Origin of the sequence: Flavobacterium phycosphaerae (assembly GCF_010119235.1) — a bacterium.
Classification (GTDB): domain Bacteria; phylum Bacteroidota; class Bacteroidia; order Flavobacteriales; family Flavobacteriaceae; genus Flavobacterium; species Flavobacterium phycosphaerae.
In genome coordinates, this window is record NZ_JAAATZ010000001.1 from 2705254 (window position 1) to 2725385 (window position 20132).

Consider the following 20132-nt stretch of genomic DNA (forward strand, 5'->3'; position numbering starts at 1 on the left):
TTATAACTTATAACTTATAACTATTTTTGCAGCACAACACGATTCCGAAATAAATTCAGAATAAACAACACAACTCATGGCACTCACACCCCTAAATGCTGTTTCTCCTATCGACGGAAGATATAGAAGCAAAACCAAATCTCTTTCCGTTTATTTCTCAGAAGAAGCTTTAATCAGATACCGCGTACTGGTAGAAGTGGAATACTTTATTGCTTTGTGCGAAGCCGATTTACCACAGTTGAAAGGCGTAAACCGTAATTCCTTTGAAGGATTGCGCAAACTCTACAAAGACTTCACTACCGAAGACGCCCTTTGGATAAAAGAAACCGAAAAAACGACCAATCATGACGTAAAAGCGGTAGAGTATTTTATCAAAGATAAATTTGAAACGCTAGGTTTAAGTGAGTTCAAAGAGTTTATTCATTTCGGACTAACATCACAAGACATCAACAATACCGCCATTCCACTTTCGGCCAAAGAGGCTTTTGAAAAAGTGTATTTACCGAGTCTGATTGCTTTGATTGCCAAACTAAAAGACCTGAGCATGGAGTGGAGAGATATTCCCATGTTGGCAAGAACCCATGGGCAACCGGCTTCGCCAACACGTTTAGGAAAAGAAATTTTAGTATTTGTTGAACGTCTCGAAGAACAAATGCGCTTGTTATTTAATATCCCATTTGCCGCCAAGTTTGGAGGGGCCACCGGAAACTACAATGCCCATCGGGTAGCCTATCCTAATGTGGATTGGAAACAATTCGGGACAACTTTTGTAGAAGATACTTTAGGCTTACAACATTCCTTCCCAACTACACAAATAGAACATTACGATCATTTTGCAGCCTTTTTTGATGCCTTGAAAAGAATCAACACCATCATTATCGATTTAGACCGAGATATCTGGACGTATGTTTCGATGGATTATTTCAAACAAAAAATCAAAGCCGGAGAGATTGGTTCTTCTGCTATGCCGCATAAAGTCAACCCAATCGATTTTGAGAATTCCGAAGGAAACTTGGGCATTGCCAATGCTATATTTGAACATCTTTCTGCTAAATTACCAATTTCAAGATTGCAACGTGATTTGACCGACAGCACAGTATTGCGAAACATAGGTGTCCCATTTGGTCATACAATAATAGCTTTTGATGCCACCTTAAAAGGACTCAATAAGTTACTGTTAAACGAACCCAAATTTGCTGAAGATTTAGAGAAAAACTGGGCGGTTGTAGCCGAAGCCATTCAAACAATTTTACGAAGAGAAGGCTACCCCAATCCGTATGAAGCTTTGAAAGGTCTTACCCGAACTAACGAAGTAATGAACAAAGAATACATTCATGCTTTTATTCAAACGTTAGCCGTTTCTGAGGATATTAAAGCTGAGTTGCTTGAAATTACCCCGGCCAATTACACAGGGATTTAACCGCACGGAACAGTAGTATAAACAAGAAAGACCTAATTAATCTTAGGTCTTTCTTGCTTTTATTTATAAGATACTCTTATCTCGAATAATTCGGAGCTTCTTTAGTTATCGTTACATTGTGAGGATGACTTTCGGTAATACCACTCGAAGTGAGTCGGATAAAGCGTCCGGTTTCCTGCAGGGTTGGAATGTCTTTGGCACCGCAATAACCCATACCGGCTCGAAGTCCGCCCACAAACTGTTGCATACTTTCGTTTAATTCGCCTTTATATGGTACACGACCTACAATGCCTTCCGGAACCAGTTTCTTGATATCATCTTCCACATCTTGGAAATAACGGTCTTTAGAACCTTCTTGCATCGCTTCAACAGAACCCATTCCACGGTAAGACTTGAATTTTCGACCTTCAAAAATAATGGTTTCACCCGGTGATTCTTTGGTTCCGGCTAATAAAGAGCCCAGCATAACACAATCTGCACCGGCAGCAATCGCTTTTGGAATATCACCGGTATAACGAATCCCGCCATCAGCAATAACGGGAACACCTGTGCCTCTTAAAGCTGCAGCAACTTCTAAAACCGCTGAAAATTGAGGAAATCCAACTCCGGCTACCACTCGGGTCGTACAGATAGAACCTGGTCCGATACCCACTTTCACAGCATCGGCACCGTTTTGCGCCAAATACAGCGCCGCTTCAGGAGTAGCAATATTACCAACAATAACATCCAACTCAGGGAATTTAGCTTTTACTTGTTTTAATATATCTACTACGCCTTTGGTATGACCGTGAGCCGTATCAATAATTACCGCATCAACACCTGCATTGACAAGCGCAGTGGCTCGTTCAACAGCATCAGCCGTAACACCAAGGGCAGCCGCTACTCTAAGTCGACCGAATTTGTCTTTATTGGCATTAGGTTTTTGTGTAAGCTTAGTAATATCTCTGAAAGTGATTAAACCGATTAGTTTATTAGCGGCATCCACTACAGGTAATTTTTCAATTTTATTTTGTTGCAGTATGCCTTCCGCTTCTTGCAACGTAGTACCTTCGGCAGCTGTTACTAAGTTCTCGGAAGTCATTACTTCGGTAATCATTCGAACATTGTTCTTTTCAAAACGCAAATCACGGTTAGTTACGATACCTTTTAATATCTTGTGATCATCTACTACCGGTATACCGCCTATACCATATTCGCGCATAGCCTGTTTAGCATCGCCAACAGTAGCGGTTAGGGGCAAAGTAACCGGGTCGATAATCATACCGCTTTCGGCACGTTTTACTTTACGAACTTTGGCCGCTTGTTGCTCAATGGTCATGTTCTTGTGCAATACGCCAATACCACCTTCCTGAGCCATAGCAATAGCCATCGCGCTTTCGGTAACGGTATCCATCGCTGCGGAAACAATTGGAACGTTTAAGGTAATGTTTTTAGAAAATCTGCTTTGAATACTGACTTCACGCGGAAGTATTTCAGAATAGTTCGGGATAAGCAAAACATCATCGTAAGTAAGACCTTCACCGATGATTTTAGTGGTGTGTGCTTTCATGTTGCAATTTGTAGTTGTAGTTAAATTGCGAGCAAATATAGTTAAAAATTATGAATTAAAAGTCAGATTCAAGGAATAAGAATATTACGCTATTACCCGTAATTCATAATTCGTAATTCATAATTCCTTAGTGGTATTGACTAAAAATCTTAGTGGCCTCGTTGTAGGCACTTTCAAAACTCATCGGACTGGTGTTCGTGTTCGCTTTTTGTTCAGTAAAATAGGAGAGAAGCTTTTCTGTTGGCATATTGCCGGTTAAATCGTCTTTGGCCATCGGGCAACCTCCGAAACCTTGAATGGCTCCGTCAAAACGAACACAGCCCGCTTTATAGGCTGCATCAACTTTTTCGTGCCATTTATCCGGAGTTGTGTGTAAATGAGCACCAAATTCAACAGAAGGGTATTTCGGAATCAAGTTAGAAAACAAATAATCAATCACTTCCGGGGTAGAACTGCCCACCGTATCAGAAAGCGATAGTATTTTCACACCCATGGTAGCCAATTTTTCAGTCCATTCGCCAACGATATCTACATTCCAAGGGTCGCCATAAGGATTACCGAAGCCCATAGAAAGATAAGCCACAACTTCTTTATTGGAAGCCCCTGCTATGTCTAATATCTCTTGTAATGTAACTAAACTTTCGGCTATGGTTTTATGGGTATTCCGCATCTGAAAGTTCTCGGAGATGGAAAACGGAAAACCTAAATATTGAATTTCTTTATGGGTGGAAGCTATCTGAGCGCCTTGGGTATTGGCAATGATAGCTAATAATTTGCTTTGGGTTTGTGACAAATCCAGTTGGGCCAATACTTCAGCGGTGTCCTGCATTTGCGGAATAGCTTTGGGCGAAACAAAACTTCCGAAATCAATGGTGTCAAACCCCACCCGTAATAGCGATTGGATGTATTGTACTTTGGTTTCGGTAGGAATAAAAGCTTTGATACCTTGCATGGCATCGCGCGGACATTCTATAATTTTAATCGTTGGGCTCAAAGTTTAGTGTTGTAAAGGGGCTAAGGTACTAAGATTTTTTCAGTATTGCACGGTTGATTTCTTTAACCAAATTAGGGCCTTCATATATAAACCCGGTGTAGAGTTGTACCAAGCTGGCACCGGCGTCCAGTTTTTCCAGGGCATCTTCAGCCGAGTGAATACCTCCCACACCAATAATAGGAAAGGCTTTATTACTTTTCTCTGAAAGAAACCGAATCACTTCAGTAGACCGCTTAGTCAAAGGTTTTCCGGATAACCCTCCCGTTTCGGTTTTGTTTTCGGATTGCAAACCTTCTCTTGAAATGGTAGTGTTGGTAGCTATAACACCGGCAATTTGAGTTTCGTTAACGATATCGATGATGTCTATTAATTGTTCCTCTGTCAAATCGGGGGCAATTTTTAAAAGAATAGGCTTCTGTTTAGGTTTCGACAGGTTGGTGTTTTGCAAGGTTTGAAGTAAAGCTGTCAACGGAGCTTTGTCTTGTAATGCTCTCAGGTTTGGGGTATTGGGTGAACTTACATTCACTACAAAATAATCAACATAATCAAACAAAGCTTCAAAACAAATGAGATAATCCGAAGTAGCATTTTCGTTTTCGGTTACTTTATTTTTTCCGATGTTACCGCCAATCAGTATTCCTTTGTTTTTCATCAGTCGCAATACAGCCGCATCTACGCCTCCGTTATTAAACCCCATTCTGTTGATAATGGCACTGTCTTCTTTCAATCGGAACAAGCGTTTTTTAGGATTACCGTCCTGAGGCTTTGGAGTTAAGGTTCCTATTTCAATAAAACCAAAACCAAAGTGGGAAAGCTCCCTATACAATTTAGCATCTTTATCAAAACCGGCTGCTAATCCAACAGGATTTTTGAATTTCAAACCAAATACTTCTCTCTCTAAACGAGTATCTTTAACTTCATAAAGAGCTTTTAAAAGTGTTGAAACAAAAGGGATTTTGGAAATAAATTGAATAAACCTAAAAGAAAAGTGATGTACTTCTTCCGGATCAAACCAGAATAAAATGGGACGAATGAGTAGTTTGTACATGTGTAGTTGTGTTGTGTTGCAAATGTAATAAATCTATATGATTTGTAAATTTGATGCCGTGTTAATTTGAAAATTATATACTACGGATACAATTTTTAAATCTTCAAATTAAATACTACTTTAGCGAATCAATAGTTGCAACATGATTTCAGACCAACAGTTTCAAAAAGAACTAAATATAATTATTCAAAACGGCATTCGCGAGGATATAGGTCCCGGCGATTACAGTTCGTTAGCTTGTATTCCGCATACTGCTCAAGGGAAAGCGAAACTTTTAGTAAAAGATAACGGCATCATAGCCGGAGTAGCTTTTGCCAAAATGGTATTTGAAAATGTAGACCCAACATTAATCATGGAAACTTTTATTGAAGACGGTTCTGTCGTAAAACACGGGGATGTAGTATTTCATGTTTCAGGTAGTTCCCAATCTATTTTAAAAGCGGAGCGATTGGTGTTGAATTCAATGCAACGTATGTCAGCTATAGCTACTAAAACCAACCAATATGTGAAATTATTGGAAGGAACCAAAACCAAAATTCTCGATACTCGTAAAACCACTCCCGGTTTCCGCGCTTGCGAAAAGTGGGCCGTGAAAATTGGAGGAGGCGAGAACCACCGTTTTGCGTTGTATGATATGATAATGCTCAAAGACAATCACAATGATTTTGCAGGAGGTATTTCGCATGCCATTACTAAAACCAAAGAGTTTCTACAATCACATCAACTCGATTTGAAAATTATTGTAGAAGCCCGTAACTTAGACGAGATTAAAGAAATCCTTCAAAACGAAGGAGTGTATCGTATTCTGATTGACAACTTCAATTTTGAAGATACCAAAAATGCAGTTGCTTTGATAGGCAATAAGTGCCTGACTGAATCCTCAGGAAACATCAATGAAAATACCATTCGCCAATATGCTGAATGTGGTGTTGATTACATTTCATCAGGCGCCTTAACACACTCTGTTTATAATATGGATTTAAGTTTAAAAGCTTTTTAAATGGCATCAGAGTCTGAACAATTAAGAAACCGACTTCCGGTAGTAAAGCACCTTATCGCTTTGTTGAAAAGGATAAAACTGCCTTGGCTTCACGGTTTATCGTTATACGAATTAATCGATATTTATTTCATCGGAATTGTAGAAGGGGAGATTTCATATCGTGCAGCAGCCATTGCCTGGAGCTTTTTTATGGCTTTGTTTCCGTTTATGCTGTTTATCCTGAATCTTATTCCGTACATTCCCATTCAAGGATTTCAGGATGATTTCTTAGGATTTGTCCAGCAAAGTGTACCGCCAACAACCTATGATGCTATTTATAAAATTATCAATGATATTTTGCACAATAGCCACAGTGGCCTGCTTTCAACGGGTTTCTTGATGGCCATTTTGTTAATGACCAATGGTGTGAATGCCATTTTGGGTGGCTTTGAAGGTTCGCACCACATTCATATCACCTTGAAAAGAAAATTCTTCAGGCAGTATTTTGTAGCCTTAGCGTTGTCAATACTATTGTCTTTTGTATTAATAATAACGGTGGCAGCTATAGTAATCTTTGAGGTTTTTATTCAAAAGACCAAAATCCAAGATGTCCTGTCCGACAACATTCCGTTGATAGAAATGGGACGCTATATCTTTGTTATTTTAATGATTTTAATTGCAACTTCCTTATTGTTTCGATTTGGAATCCGTCACGACAAAAAGCGCTCGTTTATCTCAATAGGTTCTGTATTTACGACCATTTTGATTATCATCTCTTCTTATTTCTTTGGAATTTGGGTGGTAAAATTTTCCAAATACAACGAGCTGTACGGTTCCATCGGAACGCTGCTGGTAGTGATGTTTTACATTTGGATTAACTGTATGGTACTGCTTTTAGGCTTTGATTTAAATGCCGCCATACATCATATCAAACGAGAAAAACAAAAAGAGTTAGAAACCCAGCTTTAGGCTTCTTTTATACGCAATTCCTGCTTTCCACGCTACACGGTAGCCGCTCCAATCAGGGTTAAAAATACAAGCTGTCCGCATTTTTTAAATCATTAGTAATGTCCTTTTTTATTGAAGTCATCATTCCGCTATCATTACCTAAAACCTTTACTTACAAGGTTTCAGAAGCTGAGTATGCTTTTATCAAAAAAGGAATGCGCATTGCAGTACCCTTTGGAAAAAACAAAATCTACACGGCTTTGACAATCGATTTACATCGAGAAGCACCAACCCTATACGACGCTAAAGACATTCATCAAATCCTGGATGAAAAACCTATTGTCAACGAGTTGCAGATTAATCATTGGTTTTGGATTGCGTCCTATTATATGTGTAACATCGGTGATGTTTATCGTGGCGCTTTACCTTCAGCCTTATTGTTGGAAAGCGAAACCATTATCTCTCAAAGAAAAGAAACTATTGTTAATGAAAGCGAATTATCAGACGATGAGTTTTTAATTTATGAAGCCTTGCAGCATCAGTCTTCGTTGAAAGTTCAAAATATTATCGACATTCTCAATAAGAAAACCGTATTACCGGTCATTCAAAAACTGATTAACAAAAATATTTTATCGCTTGAGGAAGAGATTCAGGAAGCATACAAGCCCAAACTCATACGCTATATTCGCCTAAACGAACACTACCAATCCGAAGAAAACCTGATTGCTTTATTGGACAATTTCAGCAAGAATGCCACTAAACAAAAGGAATTGGTGTTGCAGTATTTTCAATTACAGGCTCAGGAGCAGAAACCAATTTCAGTAAAACAATTAACCGAAACAGCAAAAACATCTGCAGCTATTGTAAAAGCCTTAGTTGATAAGCAGGTTTTTGAAGAATACTACATCCAAGAAGACCGCGTTAATTTTGATAAAAACAAACAAGATACTGCTCTTTCCTTAAGTGAGGCACAGCGAAAAGCTTATAATGAAATTGAAGCAGCCTTTGAAACCAAAGAAGTCTGTTTGCTACACGGTGTAACATCTAGCGGAAAAACAGAAATCTATACCCAACTGATTGAAAAATATCTTGCTGAAAATAAACAAGTGTTGTATTTGTTACCCGAAATTGCTTTAACCACCCAGTTGGTATCGCGTTTGACGCAGTATTTTGGCAATAAAGTCGCTGTTTTTCATTCTAAATACAGCAACAACGAAAGAGTAGAAGTTTGGAATCAGGTATTGGTTTCTTCCGAAAAAGCACAAGTAGTAATAGGAGCACGTTCCGCTTTGTTTTTGCCTTTCTCAAATTTGGGTTTAATCATTGTAGATGAAGAGCACGAAGCTACATTTAAACAACAAGATCCGGCACCAAGATATCATGCTCGTGACGCAGCAATTGTTTTAGCCAATTCACATCAATCTAAAGTTTTACTGGGTTCAGCAACACCAAGTATTGAGACTTATTATAATGCTACTCCCGGAAAGTTTGGATTAGTGACTTTAAAAGAGCGCTTCGGTAAAGTGCAACTACCCGAAATTACTTTAGTGGATTTAAAAGACAATTACTTCCGTAAAAAGATGAAAGGTCACTTCAGCACCACTTTGATTGAAGCCATAACTGAAGCTTTTGGTAATGGAGAACAAGTAATACTTTTTCAGAATAGAAGAGGTTTTTCACCGGTTTTAGAATGCTTGACTTGTGGTCATGTGCCACAGTGTTCGCAATGCGACGTTAGCTTAACCTATCATAAGTATAAAAACCAACTGCGATGTCATTACTGCGGTTACAATATGGCAAAACCAACGAATTGTCATGTTTGCTCGAGTGTAGATATGGAAACCAAAGGATTCGGTACAGAACAAATTGAGTTAGAACTAGCGGCATTATTTCCAAACAAAAACATTAAACGTATGGACCAAGACACTACTCGAGGTAAATATAGTTTCGAAAAAATCATTGATGGATTTAAGAATCGTGAAATTGATGTATTGGTAGGAACGCAAATGTTGGCCAAAGGGTTGGATTTTGACAATGTTTCTTTGGTTGGAATAATGAATGCCGACAATATGTTGTATCACCCTGATTTTAGAGCTTTTGAAAGAAGTTTTCAAATGATGACTCAAGTTGCGGGTAGGGCAGGACGTTCGGAAAAAAGAGGCAAAGTGATTATTCAAACTTACAATCCGTTACACAATATTATACAACAAGTAACTAATAATGATTACGAGGGTATGTATAAGGAACAATTGTATGAACGAAAGATTTATTATTATCCGCCATTCTATCGTTTAGTCCGATTGACATTGAAGCACCGCGATTATGATAAACTAAAAGAAGGCTCTATGTGGTTGTATCAGGTCTTGAAACAAAATTTATCCATTCCTGTGCTTGGACCTGAAGAGCCTGCAATTAGCCGAATCAGAAATGAATACATTCGGACGATTATGATTAAAATTCCGGGAGAGATGCCATTGCAAGGCACAAAAAAAACTATCCAGAAAGTACTGAATAGTTTTGATTTGGTTGCCAATTACAGAACTATTAAAGTTACTGTAAATGTTGATTTTTATTAAATGTAGTTTTAGGCAATAGCTAAGGCTTTAATTAAATCTTCTTTTTTGTTTCGGCTCAACGGAATCTTAGTAACTCCAATTTCAGCAAACTTACTGTTGAAACGCTCCACTTTATCTATATTAATAATATAGGACTTGTGAACTCTAATGAACTTGTCTTTAGATAAATCTTTCTCAAAGGATTTCATAGTAGAAAGAACTAAGTTGCTGTCTTCTTCGGTAACTACTTTAACGTAATCGCCGTAAGCTTCAATCCACTTAATCTTATTAGTATATACTTTAAGTTTTTTGAGGTTACTTTTAATGAAGATGTGCTCTCCTTCTTCTTCTTGATTTTCTTTTTTAAGCATATGGAAATCCATAGCTCTTCTTACTGAAGCATTAAATCGATCCAGCGCTATCGGTTTCTGTAGGTAGTCCGTAGCATCATAATCGAAGGCTTTCATAGCATACTCTGCTTTTGACGTAATAAAAATAATTTGGGGTTTTACTTTTAAGCCGTCCAGAAAATCAAAACCACTGATGACCGGCATCTCGATATCGAGGAATATTAAGTCAACAGTATGTACCGACATGCAATTTTTTGCTTCAATTGCATTTGAAAAATCACCTACTAAATGTAGATTCGGGTGATTATTTACTAACTTTGCAATGATCATTCTTTGTATCGAACTATCATCAACAACAACACAATTTAGTTTCATAACTTTACTTTTATAGATTTGGTGATGTAAAAATATATAGTTTTTTTGAATCCACCTAACATTTAATCGATTTTTTTTGCTTTTAAACGGAATTTTATACTTTTAGACGATTTATTAAGTGTTGCCATTGTTTATTAAAATGTATTCCGTATCTTCGCGCCCAATTTAAAATTTATAAACATTTTATTATGAATCATTACGAAACTGTTTTCATCTTAAATCCCGTTTTATCTGAAGTTCAGGTAAAGGAAACAGTAAGCAAATTTGAAGATTTTCTTACTGCAAAAGGAGCAAAGATGGTATCTAAAGAGGATTGGGGCTTAAAAAAATTAGCTTACGAAATCCAAAACAAGAAAAGTGGTTTTTACCATTTATTCGAATTCCAAGTATCAGGAGAAGCTTTAATTGCTTTTGAAACTGAGTTTAGACGTGACGAAAGAGTGATGCGTTTCTTGACTGTAAGTCTTGACAAACACGCCATCTCTTGGGCAGAAAGAAGAAGAACTAAATTAAAAGAAGCAAAAGCAAACTAATCATGGCAAATTTACAACAATCAGCTTCAGGAAAAAAAGACGGAGATATCAGATATCTTACTCCTTTAAACATTGAAACCAACAAAACTAAAAAGTATTGTCGTTTCAAAAAATCTGGAATCAAATACATCGATTATAAAGATGCCGATTTCTTATTGAAATTCGTAAACGAGCAAGGTAAAATTTTACCAAGACGTTTAACAGGAACTTCATTAAAATACCAAAGAAAAGTGTCAGTTGCTGTGAAAAGAGCACGTCACTTAGCTTTAATGCCATACGTGGCCGATTTATTAAAATAATAATTAAACAATAGTTGTTGGTTTTCAGTGATGAAACCTAACTTCTTTTAAAAAGGACAACAACATGGAATTGATCTTAAAACAAGACGTTCAAAATTTAGGTTTTAAAGATGACGTAGTAACAGTAAAAAACGGTTACGGTCGTAATTACCTAATCCCACAAGGTTTTGCTTCATTGGCAACACCTTCTGCTAAAAAAGTTTTAGCTGAAAATTTAAAACAAAGAGCTTTCAAAGAAGCTAAAATTGTTGAAGATGCTAAAAAATTAGCTGAAGCCTTAAAAGCTTTAGAAATCAGAATTACAGCTAAAGCTGGTGGAGAGAAATTATTCGGTTCTATCACTAACATTGATATCGCTGCTGCTTTAGAAGCTGCCGGTCAACCAATCGATAGAAAATTCATCACTAGTGGTGTTGTAAAACGTATCGGTAAATATGCTGCTACTGTGAGATTACACAGAGAAGTAGTTATCGAATTACCATACGAAATTGTAGCTGAGAAATAATATTTCGATATACAAAACAGAAAGTCCCGATGCAAATCGGGATTTTTTTTGAAGCTATTTCCCGCTATCCGCGCTACACGGTAGCTTGCTCCTATCGGGGCTAGGGCATAACTATATAAATGCAACGATATACTTTATGAAGTACAAAAGATTAACAAAAGAACAATTCGAAGCACTACACCAAGAGTTCAGTAACTTTCTGGCCACGCAATCAATTGACAAAGCCGAGTGGGATGCTATAAAAACCAATAAGCCTGAAGTAGCCGAACAAGAGTTAGATGTTTTCTCCGATTTGATTTGGGAAGGCGTTCTGACCAATGCTCAATATTTGGAGCATTTCTCCAAAAACCACATTTTTCTTTTTCACTGTCAGGAAAAATTAATTCAATCTATCGTTTTGAAAGCTATAGAACCTGAAGTTGATTTCATGGAAAAAGAAGGCTTACAATGGCTGAGCGATAATTTATTTACCGATGCGGTAGAAATTCACTTAGGCAAAAAAGAATATGAGACAGAACGAAATGCCGCCATATTTGACTTAATAAAGCAAGGAGCCATCTTAAGCGACGGACAATTATACCTGCAAATCAACGGAATAATTCAGTCTTAAAAGACTACTTTTTTTCAAAAATATTGGCTATTTTAGTGCACATAATTTGCAACTATAATAGCCAATTTCATTTTATGGATATTCAGAAAACGATTCAGGATTTACGGGACGAACTCAATCAGCACAACCACAATTATTATGTGCTGGATAGCCCAACGATAACCGATTTTGAATTTGACCAAAAATTAAAACAACTTCAGGAACTGGAAAACCAACATCCGGAATGCTTTGATGAAAACTCTCCTACACAACGTGTTGGCGGAACGATAACCAAAAATTTCAATACGGTTGTTCACGATTACCGTATGTATTCGTTGGACAATTCCTATTCAAAGGAAGATTTACTGGACTGGGAAAATCGGATTCAAAAAGTACTGGGCAATGTACCGTTACAATATACTTGTGAATTGAAATATGACGGCGCTTCCATTAGTATCACATACGAAAACGGAAAACTAAAACGGGCTATTACTCGCGGAGACGGTTTTCAGGGCGATGATGTAACTACCAACATAAAAACCATAAAATCGATTCCGCTGCAACTAAAAGGAAATTATCCTGACCGTTTTGATATTCGTGGAGAAATTATCCTTCCTTTTGAAGGTTTTGAGAAAATGAATCAGGAGTTGATTGAAATTGGCGAAACTCCTTATTCCAATCCAAGAAATACAGCTTCGGGAAGTTTGAAATTGCAAGACAGCAGCGAAGTGGCCAAACGCCCTTTAGAATGTTTGTTGTATTTTATTGTTGGCAATAATTTGAATATTACTACTCAATTTGAGGGATTAGAAGCCGCCAGAAAATGGGGATTTAAAGTGCCTAAAGAAGCCAAGCTCGCCAATTCAATCGAAGAAGTTTTTGACTATATTAATTATTGGGATACCCACAGACACAATCTGCCCTATGAAACAGATGGTGTTGTAGTTAAAGTCAATAACTTTCACCAACAAGATGAATTAGGGTATACCGCTAAGTCTCCTCGTTGGGCTATGGCTTATAAATTTAAAGCCGAACAAGTTGCTACCAAACTAAATTCGATTTCCTACCAAGTCGGACGAACTGGCTCAATTACGCCTGTAGCCAATTTAGAGCCGGTACAATTAGCGGGAACTATTGTAAAAAGGGCTTCTTTACACAATGCTGATCAAATTGAGAAATTAGACATCAGAATTGGAGATACGGTTTTTGTGGAAAAAGGCGGAGAAATTATCCCAAAGATTATCGCTGTAGATTTTGGAAAACGAAATCCGGAGGCTCAACCAACAAAATACATCACACATTGCCCTGAATGTCATTCGGAATTAATTCGAACCGAAGGAGAAGCCAATCATTACTGCCCGAATTTTTATGGCTGTCCGCCGCAAATTATCGGAAGAATTCAGCATTTCATTTCACGTAAAGCTATGGATATTGAAGGGCTTGGAGGTGAAACAGTGGCCTTACTTTATAACAACGGATTGGTAAAAGATTATGCTGATTTATACCAATTGACCGTTGAACAGATTCTTCCGTTGGAACGAATGGCACAAAAATCAGCAGAAAATTTGGTCACCGGTGTTCAAAAATCTAAAGAAGTCCCTTTTGAAAGGGTATTGTATGCCATCGGAATTCGCTATGTAGGGGAAACCGTTGCTAAAAAATTAGCCAAACATTACAAAACTATTGATGCTCTGCAAAATGCTTCTATGATGGATTTGGTTTTGGTAGATGAAATAGGAGAGAAGATAGCGCAAAGTGTTATAGAGTTCTTTGATAATGCTGAAAACGTAAGCATAATTAATCGACTAAAAGAATTCGGGATACAATTAGAATTGGTAGAAAAGCACAATCCTAATGCCACCGATAAATTGGTTGGTAAAACCTTTGTGGTTTCGGGGGTTTTCGAAAAATTTTCCCGCGACGATTTGAAAAAAGCTATTGAAGACAATGGTGGTAAAGTAGGCAGTTCGATTTCAGCCAAAACCGATTATGTAGTGGCCGGTGACAATATGGGGCCTGCCAAATTAGAAAAAGCCAATCAGTTAAAAATCCCGATAATTTCTGAAACCGATTTTTTAGAAATGATTAGCCTATAAAAATTAACATCTTTACAAGTTGATTATAAATTATTTAGCTTAAATTTAGAACTGATTATTTAAAATGAAATTGCAATATAGTTGCTGCTATGGGAAAACAGAATGTTGATTATTTGAGGAATTTTAAAAAAAATAAGCTGGCAAGTCTATTGCTGTTAGGGTTCTTGTTCGTTTCTTTTATTGAAATTATTGGAGAATATAATGAAGACAAAGCTTTAGTATGGTTGACGAAACCACTGATACTACCGTTACTGATTGCCTATTATTTAAAGCGTTCTAAAAAAATAAGTAACTTATTTATCATTGCCTTATTGTTTAGTTGGGTAGCCAACTTACTATTTATTCAGAATACTTTTCAGTTTATTGTTTATGGAGTAATTTTCTTTGTAATTTACAGAATATTAATCATTTATATTATTGTAAATAAAGTAAAAATGCCAAGTTTAATTCCGTTAGTGCTTGGTTCCATACCGTTTATATTCATATATGTATCGGTCACGTTGTTTACTTACAACGCGCTGGGAGATGGGGTTTACCTCTTTTTGCTTCAAGGTATTTTTACTATATTTTTGGGAGGGTTCAGCTTAGGTAATTATATAATGGTTTCCAATAAACCTAACTCATTATTATTGATAAGCACTATGTTTATGGCTTTTAATCAATTTGTTTTTTTGTTAAAACTATATTATCATGAAGTCAATATTTTACAGGCTTTTGCTATGATATTATTTGTATTAGGTCAATTATTATTAACAATGTACATGTTCCATACTGAAAAGCAGCTGCAAAGAATGGAACCTGTAAAAACATAAGTACCTTAGAAGATATTTAAAATGCAAAGTAAAGCCAACATCATAAACACATTGACCGTTTGCTATTTTCTTATAGCTTTTTTCGAAGTCATAGCCGAATATGTGATTGCGAAACCAATGATTTGTGCGCTTAAGCCTTTGATTACCTTAACGCTTATTGTGATTTACTGCCTGAAATCAAAAAAAATAAACAAACTTTTCATTCTCGCATTAAGCTTGTCATTGCTCACTAATATTCTTTTCATACCCAATACGCCACAGTACTTATTCTACGCTTTAATTGTTTTCAGTTTACACCGAATAGTGGCTATTTATTTGATTTTTTCGCTACAAAAAATTAAAGATTTTGTACCAATTATAATCGCTACAGCTCCTTTTTTACTAATCTTTTTTTACCTGTTTATGGAAACACCCGATATTCCGGAGCAGAGCTATTATCTGTTAGTAATACAAAACATTCTGATTTCACTTTTTGCCGGAGTATCGCTCTCGAGTTATGTTATGAATGACAACAAGCAAAACTCTATCTTATTGATTAGTGCTTTGTTGTTTGTAATGCTGCAGTTTGCGGTTTTTATAGAAAAGTATTTCCTAACCAATGAATTCCAGGGACTATTCCGACCATTGGCTATGACACTGAACGCGTTGGCCTTCTTTACTTTTTACAAGTACATCATCAATGCCGAAAAATCAGCTCACAATAATTGATTTTCCTGAAGTGATTTTGGTCTTATCACTTTCAAAATAAAAATCAATGCGACCCAAATTCACACCATAACACCCCACTTGATTTACTAATACGTCATTACCGTCAGCATTTTTCAATACGGTTGGCTTATCCAAAAAAGTATGGGTATGACCACCAATAATCAAATCGATGTCTTTGGTTAGTGTGGCTAATTTGGTGTCACAAATCTTATCCGGTTCATCTTTGTATTTGTAACCAATGTGAGATAGGCATATTACCAAATCACATTTATGCTCGTGTTTCAGTATGCGAGCCATGTCTTGAGAAATTCCGACAGGATCATTATACACGGTTTCTTTGCTATTTCGTTTGTCTACCAAACCATCTAAACCAACACCAAGTCCAAAGACGCCAACCTTGATTCCGTTCTTGTTAAATATTTTATACGGTTTGACGTGACCGTTCATAATCGTATTTTTAAAATCATAATTAGCCGAAACAAACTCAAAGCTGGCATTAGGCAGTTGTTTATACAATCCTTCAATACCGTTATCAAAATCATGATTGCCAATAGTAGCCAAATCATACTGCATCATGCTCATTAGTTTGAATTCCAATTCGCCACCATAATAATTAAAATAAGGTGTTCCTTGAAAAATATCACCAGCATCTAGTAGCAATACATTAGGATTTTCTTTTCGAATGGTTTCTATTAAAGCAGCTCTTCGCGCCACGCCACCCATTCCCGGATTTTTGGGATGATTCGGCGGAAACGGATCTATATAACTATGCACGTCATTAGTATGAAGAACTGTAAGGTGTTTTGAATCAACGTTTTTAAAACTACTGAGTGACAAACCGCTAAGCCCCAAAAAAGCTGAAGTTAATGCGGTGTTCTGTATAAAATCTCTTCTTTTCATAATGCTATTCTTTGGTAATTCTAACGTCTTTATTGGCTACGATGGTTTTATTGGCTTTGAAGTAATCAATAATAATATTCCTCAATTTGTAGTCTAAATCAAATTTAGCCACTCCTTTTTTAAAGAAAAGCATATTATCACCACCATTAGATAAATAATCAGAAGTAACTACATAGTAGATTTTATCATTATTTAACGGTTTTCCTTGTACCAAAATAGCCTTAGGTTGATTGTTTTTGTCAATTGTAAAGGTCAATCCTTTCAAGGGGTGAGGTTTTTTTTTAGCAATAATGTAATTAATCATTTCCAAAATTTGTTCTCCTTTCAAGCCAATTACAATGGCACTATTTTCAAAGGGCATGATTTCGTAAGCGGTTCTTGCCGTTACATTACCTTTCGGGATGATGGTTCGGATTCCTCCATGGTTAAGCAAACAAATGTCAACCGACTTTTGTTCCCGCATTTGAAAAACTTTATCCGATTTTTCGAAAGTAATGTCTGCTAAAAAATTGCCCATCGGCGTTTGCCATTCACCTGATTTGTCTATGGTTACCGGAGCAGTTGCCAAAACGGCATTCAAATCGGTATCAATTTTATCACGATACGGTTTTATAAAGTTTTCAATTTCAGCAACTTCAGTATTCTTATCGGTAATCCCAATTTCCTTGCCCTCAATTCGGGTTACAGTATATTTTTTTTCCGCACAGGAAACGGCTGTCATAAATGTTAATAATAAAACAAAAAGTTTTATTACAACGGTATAGTTTTTTAGCTTTGCCATCAATTTTGGTACTAATTTTAGTAATTTTGTAACTCAAGTAAAAGTAGTATGTTTTTAAATTACTTCAAGGATTTTTCAACAAAAAAAATAGTTAAAAATAGCTTATCGAATGTTAAACATTTGGCTTCCGATAACATTATAAAAACTGTCGGAATTATTTTTGATGAAAGTTACTTTTACGAAAGAGAAGCATTGGTACAAGAGTTAATTCAAAACGGAATTAATGAAAACGAGATCAGAGTTTTAGTTTATAAGGACAAGATTAAAAAGAATGAAACTTTTGATTATCCGGTGTTTAGCCATAAAGATTTAAGTTGGCACGGTACAGTGGATAAAAAAGAAGTCAAAGCGTTTATCAAGGAACCTTTCGACTTGTTGATTAATTATTATGATACCGAAAAAGTCCCTTTGCTTTTAGTTTCCCATTTATCCAAAGCCAGTTTTAAGGTTGGTTTTGCTTCTATTGACAAGCGATTGAATCATTTTATGATTAATACCAATGCTGAAAACTATAAAGTTTTTATGGATGAATTATTTAAATATTTAAAAATACTAAACAAACTATAACATGCAATCACTAATTGGTACCGGTGTAGCGCTGGTAACTCCGTTCAAAAAAGATTTTTCTGTTGATGTTGAGGCTTTGAAAGCTATCGTTCATTTTCAAATTGATAATGGTATTGACTATTTGGTAGTACTTGGAACTACTGCCGAGAGTGCTACATTGTCAAAAGCAGAAAAGCAATTGGTTATAAAGACCGTCGTGGAGGCCAATAAAGGAAGATTGCCTTTAGTTTTAGGAGTTGGCAGTAACAACACTCAGGAAGTGGTTGAAGAATTACAGTCCGGAGATTTCTCCGATTTTGTGGCCATACTTTCAGTTTCTCCTTATTATAACAAACCAACACAGGAAGGAATCTATCAGCATTTCAAAGCCATTGCCGAGGCTTCTCCAATTCCGGTCATTTTATATAATGTTCCCGGAAGAACAGCCAGCAATATGTTACCATCAACAATTATACGATTGGCTAACGATTTCAAAAACGTTGTGGCAGTAAAAGAAGCGGCCGGCGATATGGTTCAGGCCATGAAATTAATTCAAAACAAACCAAAAAATTTCTTAGTAATTTCTGGCGACGATATGATAACGTTACCAATGATTTTAGCAGGAGGTGCAGGCGTTATTTCAGTAATTGCAGAAGGTTTTCCAAAACAATTTTCCGAAATGGTGCATTTGGGTTTAAACAAAAGAGTAGAGGATGCCTATAAATTACACTACCTCTTAGCCGACGCTATTGACATGATTTTCGAACAGGGAAATCCTGCCGGAATTAAAGAAGTCTTTAAATCATTAGGCTTATCTGAGAATACAGTACGCTTACCTTTAGTAAATACTGATGAAGATTTAGCAAAACGATTAGATGACTTCACTACAAGAATTTCAAAAATGTAGTTTTTTTAAAGTCGAAAAAAATATTTTGTAGTCTACAATTAATAACTAAATTTGCAGTTGCTTTTTAAACCACTAAAGGCGTTTAAAATCAGCTGAATCAAACCAAAAAATGAAGAAATTTTTAGCCCTGTTTGCAGTAATACTGTTTTTATCATCGTGCAGCGAATACCAAAAAGCATTAAAGTCGGAAGACATTGCGCTTAAAGTTACCTCTGCCACTAAAATGTATGAAGCAAAAAAATACAATAAAGCTATACGGTTATTTGAGCAAATTGCGCCAGCTTACAAAGGCAAACCTCAGGCCGAAAGAATGTTTTATATGTATTGTCAATCTTTATATAAAACAGAACAATACTATTTAGCCGGGTATCAATTTGAAAATTTTGCAGCCAGCTACCCAAAAAGTGAAAAGATGGAAGAAGCTTCCTTTTTAGGAGCCAAATGTTTCACCCAATTATCACCGGTATATAGCTTAGATCAAACTGATACCTATAAAGCCGTTGATAAATTGCAAACTTTTATTGACATGTATCCCAACTCTCAAAATTTAGCCGAAGCGAATGCATTAGCCAAAACCTTGAGAGAAAAACTGGAGAAAAAAGCCTTTGAAAATGCCAAAATTTACAACACCATTGATGATCACAAAGCAGCTATGGTAGCGTTTGACAATTTTATGATTAATTTTCCGGGAACCATATACAAAGAAAAAGCACTTTACTACAAATTTGATTCAGCTTATAAATTAGCTATCAATAGTATTCCGGCAAAAATGGAAGAGCGTTTAAAAAATGCAAAACAGGCTTATGCCACTTTGATTAAATTTAAAACAGATACCCAATACAAAGCAAAAGCTGACGAAATGTTAGCCCGAATTGAAAAAGATTTACAACAATTTTCTAAATAAATAAAAGTCATGGATTTAAAAAAGACGAATGCACCGGTAAATACAATTACGTATAACAAAACCGTAATCGAAGAACGTACCGGCAATGTTTACGAGGCAATAACAATAATGGCTAAAAGAGCAAATCAAATTAATTCAGAAATTAAAAAAGAATTGACTGAAAAATTAGAAGAGTTTGCTACTTACAACGATAGTCTTGAAGAAATCTTTGAAAACAAAGAACAAATCGAAGTTTCTAAATACTACGAAAAATTACCAAAACCTCACGCATTGGCTGTTCAAGAATGGCTTGATGACAAAATTTACTACAGAGATACTACAAAAGACTAATTCA

Annotated in this window: 21 protein-coding genes; 15 read left to right on the forward strand and 6 right to left on the reverse strand. The window is 36.3% G+C overall.

Going from position 1 to position 20132, the window contains the following annotated elements:
- The first annotated feature begins 76 nt into the window (after positions 1-76).
- Positions 77-1420 (forward strand): adenylosuccinate lyase, encoded by a 1344-nt coding sequence (gene purB / locus GUU89_RS12070; protein WP_162128156.1) that lies wholly within the window; start codon positions 77-79, stop codon positions 1418-1420.
- Positions 1421-1496: 76 nt separating this feature from the next.
- On the opposite strand, the gene guaB is transcribed toward purB, so the two are convergent.
- The 3 genes from guaB to GUU89_RS12085 all read right to left on the reverse strand — a co-directional run bounded on the left by guaB (position 1497) and on the right by GUU89_RS12085 (position 5011).
- Positions 1497-2969: an IMP dehydrogenase gene (gene guaB / locus GUU89_RS12075; RefSeq protein WP_162128157.1), complete on the reverse strand. Its 1473-nt coding sequence runs from the start codon at positions 2967-2969 to the stop codon at positions 1497-1499.
- Positions 2970-3096: 127 nt separating this feature from the next.
- On the reverse strand, positions 3097-3963 hold the full coding sequence (locus GUU89_RS12080; RefSeq protein WP_162128158.1) for a hydroxymethylglutaryl-CoA lyase: 867 nt from the start codon (positions 3961-3963) through the stop codon (positions 3097-3099).
- Between the two features lie 28 nt (positions 3964-3991).
- Complete coding sequence (locus tag GUU89_RS12085; protein WP_162128159.1) at positions 3992-5011, reverse strand: quinone-dependent dihydroorotate dehydrogenase; 1020 nt, start codon at positions 5009-5011, stop codon at positions 3992-3994.
- Between the two features lie 142 nt (positions 5012-5153).
- On the opposite strand from GUU89_RS12085, the gene nadC reads away from it, so the two are divergent.
- The 3 genes from nadC to priA all read left to right on the forward strand — a co-directional run bounded on the left by nadC (position 5154) and on the right by priA (position 9514).
- On the forward strand, positions 5154-6011 hold the full coding sequence (nadC, locus tag GUU89_RS12090; RefSeq protein WP_162128160.1) for a carboxylating nicotinate-nucleotide diphosphorylase: 858 nt from the start codon (positions 5154-5156) through the stop codon (positions 6009-6011).
- Positions 6012-6959, forward strand: a complete 948-nt coding sequence (locus GUU89_RS12095) for a YihY/virulence factor BrkB family protein (protein ID WP_162128161.1) — start codon at positions 6012-6014, stop codon at positions 6957-6959.
- A 98-nt stretch (positions 6960-7057) separates the two neighbouring features.
- The gene (gene priA, locus GUU89_RS12100) at positions 7058-9514 is read left to right on the forward strand and encodes a replication restart helicase PriA (RefSeq protein WP_162128162.1); all 2457 of its coding nucleotides are present in this window, start codon (positions 7058-7060) and stop codon (positions 9512-9514) included.
- Between the two features lie 8 nt (positions 9515-9522).
- Here priA and GUU89_RS12105 read toward each other — a convergent pair whose 3' ends face one another.
- Positions 9523-10218 carry a LytR/AlgR family response regulator transcription factor gene (locus GUU89_RS12105; RefSeq protein WP_162128163.1) on the reverse strand — a complete coding sequence of 232 codons (696 nt, stop codon included), beginning with the start codon at positions 10216-10218 and terminating at the stop codon, positions 9523-9525.
- 188 nt (positions 10219-10406) lie between these two features.
- Here GUU89_RS12105 and rpsF point away from each other — a divergent pair, with 188 nt between their 5' ends.
- The 7 genes from rpsF to GUU89_RS12140 all read left to right on the forward strand — a co-directional run bounded on the left by rpsF (position 10407) and on the right by GUU89_RS12140 (position 15760).
- Positions 10407-10751 carry a 30S ribosomal protein S6 gene (rpsF, locus tag GUU89_RS12110; RefSeq protein WP_136152298.1) on the forward strand — a complete coding sequence of 115 codons (345 nt, stop codon included), beginning with the start codon at positions 10407-10409 and terminating at the stop codon, positions 10749-10751.
- A 2-nt stretch (positions 10752-10753) separates the two neighbouring features.
- Positions 10754-11050, forward strand: coding sequence for a 30S ribosomal protein S18 (rpsR, locus tag GUU89_RS12115; RefSeq protein WP_136152299.1), 297 nt, complete (start codon positions 10754-10756; stop codon positions 11048-11050).
- 64 nt (positions 11051-11114) lie between these two features.
- Positions 11115-11555, forward strand: a complete 441-nt coding sequence (gene rplI / locus GUU89_RS12120) for a 50S ribosomal protein L9 (protein WP_162128164.1) — start codon at positions 11115-11117, stop codon at positions 11553-11555.
- A gap of 136 nt (positions 11556-11691) precedes the next feature.
- A complete protein-coding gene (locus tag GUU89_RS12125) occupies positions 11692-12165 on the forward strand; it encodes a DUF6495 family protein (RefSeq protein WP_162128165.1) in 474 nt (157 codons plus the stop codon).
- Between the two features lie 74 nt (positions 12166-12239).
- Complete coding sequence (gene ligA / locus GUU89_RS12130) at positions 12240-14240, forward strand: NAD-dependent DNA ligase LigA (RefSeq protein ID WP_162128166.1); 2001 nt, start codon at positions 12240-12242, stop codon at positions 14238-14240.
- Between the two features lie 89 nt (positions 14241-14329).
- Positions 14330-15052 carry a lysoplasmalogenase family protein gene (locus GUU89_RS12135; RefSeq protein WP_162128167.1) on the forward strand — a complete coding sequence of 241 codons (723 nt, stop codon included), beginning with the start codon at positions 14330-14332 and terminating at the stop codon, positions 15050-15052.
- Between the two features lie 21 nt (positions 15053-15073).
- Positions 15074-15760 carry a lysoplasmalogenase family protein gene (locus tag GUU89_RS12140; protein ID WP_162128168.1) on the forward strand — a complete coding sequence of 229 codons (687 nt, stop codon included), beginning with the start codon at positions 15074-15076 and terminating at the stop codon, positions 15758-15760.
- Here the strand turns inward: GUU89_RS12140 and GUU89_RS12145 are convergent.
- Together GUU89_RS12145 and GUU89_RS12150 are read right to left on the reverse strand one after the other, a co-directional pair.
- The gene (locus tag GUU89_RS12145) at positions 15743-16660 is read right to left on the reverse strand and encodes a bifunctional metallophosphatase/5'-nucleotidase (protein WP_162128169.1); all 918 of its coding nucleotides are present in this window, start codon (positions 16658-16660) and stop codon (positions 15743-15745) included. The genes GUU89_RS12140 and GUU89_RS12145 overlap by 18 nt on opposite strands.
- A 4-nt stretch (positions 16661-16664) precedes the next feature.
- Positions 16665-17441, reverse strand: a complete 777-nt coding sequence (locus GUU89_RS12150) for a 5'-nucleotidase C-terminal domain-containing protein (protein WP_162128170.1) — start codon at positions 17439-17441, stop codon at positions 16665-16667.
- Positions 17442-17489: 48 nt separating this feature from the next.
- Here GUU89_RS12150 and GUU89_RS12155 point away from each other — a divergent pair, with 48 nt between their 5' ends.
- From GUU89_RS12155 to GUU89_RS12170, 4 genes are all read left to right on the forward strand, one after another.
- Positions 17490-18008 (forward strand): DUF6913 domain-containing protein, encoded by a 519-nt coding sequence (locus GUU89_RS12155; protein WP_162128171.1) that lies wholly within the window; start codon positions 17490-17492, stop codon positions 18006-18008.
- A 1-nt stretch (position 18009) separates the two neighbouring features.
- Positions 18010-18894, forward strand: a complete 885-nt coding sequence (dapA, locus tag GUU89_RS12160; RefSeq protein WP_162128172.1) for a 4-hydroxy-tetrahydrodipicolinate synthase — start codon at positions 18010-18012, stop codon at positions 18892-18894.
- A 109-nt stretch (positions 18895-19003) separates the two neighbouring features.
- The gene (locus GUU89_RS12165; protein ID WP_162128173.1) at positions 19004-19798 is read left to right on the forward strand and encodes an outer membrane protein assembly factor BamD; all 795 of its coding nucleotides are present in this window, start codon (positions 19004-19006) and stop codon (positions 19796-19798) included.
- Between the two features lie 9 nt (positions 19799-19807).
- Positions 19808-20128 (forward strand): DNA-directed RNA polymerase subunit omega, encoded by a 321-nt coding sequence (locus tag GUU89_RS12170; protein ID WP_121313610.1) that lies wholly within the window; start codon positions 19808-19810, stop codon positions 20126-20128.
- Positions 20129-20132 lie beyond the last annotated feature (4 nt).

Excerpts from the sequence above, each read along its gene's own strand:
- purB (WP_162128156.1), top strand. The coding sequence starts at position 77 with ATGGCACTCACACCCCTAAATGCTGTTTCTCCTATCGACGGAAGATAT.
- guaB (WP_162128157.1), bottom strand. The coding sequence starts at position 2,969 with ATGAAAGCACACACCACTAAAATCATCGGTGAAGGTCTTACTTACGAT.
- GUU89_RS12085 (WP_162128159.1), bottom strand. The coding sequence starts at position 5,011 with ATGTACAAACTACTCATTCGTCCCATTTTATTCTGGTTTGATCCGGAA.
- nadC (WP_162128160.1), top strand. The coding sequence starts at position 5,154 with ATGATTTCAGACCAACAGTTTCAAAAAGAACTAAATATAATTATTCAA.
- GUU89_RS12095 (WP_162128161.1), top strand. The coding sequence starts at position 6,012 with ATGGCATCAGAGTCTGAACAATTAAGAAACCGACTTCCGGTAGTAAAG.
- priA (WP_162128162.1), top strand. The coding sequence starts at position 7,058 with ATGTCCTTTTTTATTGAAGTCATCATTCCGCTATCATTACCTAAAACC.
- GUU89_RS12105 (WP_162128163.1), bottom strand. The coding sequence starts at position 10,218 with ATGAAACTAAATTGTGTTGTTGTTGATGATAGTTCGATACAAAGAATG.
- rpsF (WP_136152298.1), top strand. The coding sequence starts at position 10,407 with ATGAATCATTACGAAACTGTTTTCATCTTAAATCCCGTTTTATCTGAA.
- rpsR (WP_136152299.1), top strand. The coding sequence starts at position 10,754 with ATGGCAAATTTACAACAATCAGCTTCAGGAAAAAAAGACGGAGATATC.
- rplI (WP_162128164.1), top strand. The coding sequence starts at position 11,115 with ATGGAATTGATCTTAAAACAAGACGTTCAAAATTTAGGTTTTAAAGAT.
- GUU89_RS12125 (WP_162128165.1), top strand. The coding sequence starts at position 11,692 with ATGAAGTACAAAAGATTAACAAAAGAACAATTCGAAGCACTACACCAA.
- ligA (WP_162128166.1), top strand. The coding sequence starts at position 12,240 with ATGGATATTCAGAAAACGATTCAGGATTTACGGGACGAACTCAATCAG.
- GUU89_RS12135 (WP_162128167.1), top strand. The coding sequence starts at position 14,330 with ATGGGAAAACAGAATGTTGATTATTTGAGGAATTTTAAAAAAAATAAG.
- GUU89_RS12140 (WP_162128168.1), top strand. The coding sequence starts at position 15,074 with ATGCAAAGTAAAGCCAACATCATAAACACATTGACCGTTTGCTATTTT.
- GUU89_RS12145 (WP_162128169.1), bottom strand. The coding sequence starts at position 16,660 with ATGAAAAGAAGAGATTTTATACAGAACACCGCATTAACTTCAGCTTTT.
- GUU89_RS12150 (WP_162128170.1), bottom strand. The coding sequence starts at position 17,441 with ATGGCAAAGCTAAAAAACTATACCGTTGTAATAAAACTTTTTGTTTTA.
- GUU89_RS12155 (WP_162128171.1), top strand. The coding sequence starts at position 17,490 with ATGTTTTTAAATTACTTCAAGGATTTTTCAACAAAAAAAATAGTTAAA.
- dapA (WP_162128172.1), top strand. The coding sequence starts at position 18,010 with ATGCAATCACTAATTGGTACCGGTGTAGCGCTGGTAACTCCGTTCAAA.
- GUU89_RS12165 (WP_162128173.1), top strand. The coding sequence starts at position 19,004 with ATGAAGAAATTTTTAGCCCTGTTTGCAGTAATACTGTTTTTATCATCG.
- GUU89_RS12170 (WP_121313610.1), top strand. The coding sequence starts at position 19,808 with ATGGATTTAAAAAAGACGAATGCACCGGTAAATACAATTACGTATAAC.